Below are 2,244 nucleotides of genomic sequence, written 5' to 3' on the forward strand. Positions count from 1 at the left end.
CCGGCGTGCTGCTGCGCATGGAAGCCATCTGGACGCTGCGCGCCGACAGCGAGCGCAGCCAGGCCTGGATGGACCGCCAGCGCGGCAAGGTCACGGCCGGCATCGCCGCCATGGCCAAGGGCCTGGCCGACAAGCCCTTTTGCAGCGGCATCCACCTGAGCCTGTCCGACATCGCCRTCGGCTGTGCCCTGGGCTGGATCGGCTATCGCTTCCCCGAAATCGATTGGCGCGCCGACCATTCCAATCTGGTCCGCCTCTACGACAAGCTGATGCTCCGCCCCAGCTTCGCCGACACAGCACCTTGAACACCCCCAGGTTGGCTCACTTCGTGTAGCCGCCCACCCCCTTGCAGGGGGCGCAGCCGGCGGCCCGGCGAAGCCGGTTCCGCGGCAGCCCCCGAACAGGCGCGCTACGCGCAGCCCCAAACAAGAAAAGCCCCGCGATGCGGGGCTTTTCAGTTTGCGAGGCCGGCGAAGCCAGGCCATTGGTGAAACACCGCGGAACCGGCTCCGCCGGGCCGCTGGTGTTGCCCCCGGTAGGGGGTGSGCGCCCGACACGAAGTGCGGGCAACCTGGGGGCGAGCACTATCCCCGAGATAAAGATGTTGCGAGGCGCCCCGGACGAAGGAGGGAGGGAGGGAGGAGGAGAAGAATCGCCTCGGGATTTCAACCTGACGGCAAGCGCCTGGAAGACCTCGCAACATGAAAAGAAAACGACCGGGCCCTACGTGCCCGGAAACGGTATGAGCATGGGGCGGCGACCGGGTTCCCGCTCGATGAGTAAGCGTTTGTGACTAGTTCGAAAGTGTTGCGGAATCCGACCTGGCCGCCGCGAGCGGCGCTGCGTTCAACTGCTTTTCGATCTCGCGCACGAAGGCGCGGTCGTCCGGCGAGGTCAGGCTCGAATAGGAGTCCACCACCTTGCCGTCGCGGCCGATCAGGTATTTATAGAAGTTCCACTTGGGCGTCGTTCCGGAGAGTTGCGCCAGYTGCTTGAACAGCGGGTTGGCCTCCGGCCCCCGGACCGATGATTTCGCGAACATCGGGAATTTGACGCCGAAGGTGCTTTCGCAGAAGTCGGCGATCTCCTTGTTCGAGCCCGCTTCCTGGGCGAAGTCGTTCGAGGGGAAACCGAGCACCACCAGCCCGCGCTCGCGGTACTTGCTGTCCAGCGCTTCCAGGCCCTTGTACTGCGGTGTGAAGCCGCAAAAGCTGGCGGTATTGACCACCAGCACCACCTTGCCGGCGTACTGGCACAGCGCCTGGGGCTTTTCGTCCTGCAACCGCGGGAAGCTGTGCTGCAGGAGGGCCGGGCAGGCGGGCGCGGCGGCGGAAGAAGGGGCCTGCGGGGTGCTCTGGGCCGTGGCCGCGGCCGGGATCAGGCACGCCGCGAGGGCGAGCGCCGGAACGAGAAGCACTGTCGGCCGGATGGGCATTGGCATTTTGCGATTTCCCGAGTGAAAGTGCGCAGGAATTCGGTTTCTGGCGCCGGGCAAATCCCGATCATCGCGCGCCTGTCACGGGCGTGTCCGGCCTCCCGACTAAAATCCCATGGCTTAAGAAAGACATTGATGCTTTATCCGGAACTCTTCAGACAACTCGAATCTGTCCGCTGGGACATGGACAAGGATATTCCTTGGCAGTCTTTCGACGCAACCCGGCTCACCGAAGAGCAGGCCCAGACCATCAAGATGAACGCGATCACGGAATGGGCCGCGCTGCCGGCCACCGAGATGTTCCTGCGCGACAACCGCCATGACAGCGACTTCTCGGCCTTCATGTCGATCTGGTTCTTCGAGGAGCAGAAGCACTCGCTGGTGCTGATGGAATACCTGAAGCGCTTCAGCCCGCAGCACGCGCCGACCGAGCAGGAACTGCACGATGTGCGCTTCGATTTCGACCCGGCTCCGCCGCTCGAGACGCTGATGCTGCATTTCTGCGGCGAGATCCGCCTCAACCACTGGTACCGCCGCGCGGCCGAGTGGCACACCGAACCGGTCATCAAGCACATCTACACCACGCTGAGCCAGGACGAGGCCCGCCACGGCGGCGCCTACCTGCGCTACATGAAGCGCGCGATGGAAAAATTCGGCGACGAGGCGCGCTCGGCCTTCACCAAGGTCGGCGTGCTGATGGCCAGCGCGCGCCGCACCGCGCAGGCGCTGCATCCGACCAACCTGCACGTCAACAAGGCGCTGTTCCCGAACGACACGATCCAGAGCCGCGTGCCCGATCCGGACTGGCT

At 64.7% G+C, this 2,244-nt stretch carries 3 protein-coding genes; 2 read left to right on the top strand and 1 reads right to left on the bottom strand.

Annotated elements, in window-relative coordinates:
* A partial coding sequence (locus AC1D2K_RS33725; RefSeq protein WP_478094669.1) for a glutathione S-transferase C-terminal domain-containing protein occupies positions 1–305 on the top strand: 305 nt, incomplete at its 5' end.
* A 488-nt stretch (positions 306–793) separates the two neighbouring features.
* On the opposite strand, the gene AC1D2K_RS33730 is transcribed toward AC1D2K_RS33725, so the two are convergent.
* The gene (locus AC1D2K_RS33730; protein ID WP_478094671.1) at positions 794–1,441 is read right to left on the bottom strand and encodes a glutathione peroxidase; all 648 of its coding nucleotides are present in this window, start codon (positions 1,439–1,441) and stop codon (positions 794–796) included.
* Positions 1,442–1,570: 129 nt separating this feature from the next.
* Here AC1D2K_RS33730 and AC1D2K_RS33735 point away from each other — a divergent pair.
* On the top strand, positions 1,571–2,244 hold a 674-nt coding region (locus AC1D2K_RS33735), incomplete at its 3' end, for a ferritin family protein (protein WP_478094673.1).

The sequence above is a fragment of the Variovorax sp. P1_H12_2 genome, assembly GCF_056405335.1.